Annotated in this window: 1 protein-coding gene and 1 pseudogene; both read left to right on the top strand. The window is 69.0% G+C overall.

What is annotated here, in order from left to right:
* On the top strand, window positions 1–544 hold a 544-nt coding region (locus ASG00_RS17030; protein ID WP_235559154.1), incomplete at its 5' end, for an HAD-IC family P-type ATPase.
* Window positions 537–1432: pseudogene (locus tag ASG00_RS17025) on the top strand (multicopper oxidase family protein); the annotation flags it as partial. The gene ASG00_RS17030 and the pseudogene ASG00_RS17025, both read left to right, overlap by 8 nt.

Here is a 1432-nt window from a genome sequence, read left to right as displayed (position 1 = left end):
CGCAATGCTCACCGGGGACAACAAGCCCACCGCCGACCGGATCGCCGCTCTCCTCGGCATCGACACCGTGATCGCGGATGTGCTCCCCGAGGACAAGTCCGCGAAGGTCGCCGAGCTGCAGAAGACGGGCAAGAAGGTCGCGATGGTCGGCGACGGCGTCAACGACGCCCCCGCCCTCGCCCAGGCCGACCTCGGCATCGCGATCGGCGCCGGCACCGACGTCGCCATCGAGACCGCCGACGTGGTCCTGATGCGCTCGGACCCGCTCGATGTTGCGATCGCACTCAAGATCGGCAAGGGCACACTGCGAAAGATGCGGCAGAACCTGGGCTGGGCCATCGGATACAACGCCGCCGCCCTCCCCATCGCCGCTGGCGTGTTCTATCCGGCGTTCGGGATCATGCTGTCCCCGGAGATCGCCGCCCTGTCGATGTCCGGTTCCTCCGTGATCGTCGCCGTCAACGCCCTCCTCCTCAAGCGGCTCCGCCTGCCCGCCCAGGCGCCCGCTGCGACGACCATGCAGAAGGAGCCCGAACATGCCTGACCGTCCGCTCTCTCCCACACCGTCCTCCCCGATGCTGCTGACCCGACGAGGTGTGCTCGGACTCGGACTGGGCGCCGTCGCGGCAGCCGTGCTCGCCTCCTGCACCCCCGCGCCGCAATGGGTGACACCCACCGGCGCAGCGGTGTCCGGCACGGAGAAGAACCGCGGCGGCACCGGCCGAGTCACCACCGTCGACCTCACCGCCGCCCCCACCACGCTCGACCTGGCCGGTACCGCCGCCGCCACCTGGGCGTTCGGAGGTATCCCCGCCCCGGTAATCCGGCTCACCGCAGGCGACACGCTGAAAGCGACCGTCCGCAACCAGCTCGACGCGGACACCTCCGTGCACTGGCACGGACTCGCCCTCCGCAACGACATGGATGGGGTCCCTCCGGTAACCCAAGCCCCCATCGCCCCGGGCGGACAGTTCGCATACGAGTTCGTCACCCCGCATCCGGGCACCTACTGGTTCCACCCCCACGTCGGCCCGCAACTGGACCACGGCCTCTACGGTGCGCTCATCATCGACGACCCGGACGAGAAGGTGACGTGGGACGACGAATGGGTGCTGATCCTCGACGACTGGCTCGACGGCGTCACCGCCACCCCGGACCAGGTCCTCACCGACCTCTCGAAGGGCATGGGAGACATGGGCGGGATGGGCGACATGTTCATGCGGATGGGGAACCTGCTGATGGGCGCCACCTCCGACCTGCTCGGCGGCGACGCCGGCGACGTCTACTACCCGCACTACCTCATCAACGGCAAACCCAAAGCCGACCCCGCCCAATTCACCGGCACTCCTGGTGCCCGGGTGCGGATCCGTGTCATCAACGCCGGCAGCGACACCGCGTTCCGGTTCGCGATCGGCGGCCACACCCTGACGAT

The organism is Microbacterium sp. Leaf351, from assembly GCF_001423825.1.
GTDB lineage: Bacteria > Actinomycetota > Actinomycetes > Actinomycetales > Microbacteriaceae > Microbacterium > Microbacterium ginsengisoli.
This window is presented reverse-complemented; position numbering and strand designations above follow the sequence as displayed.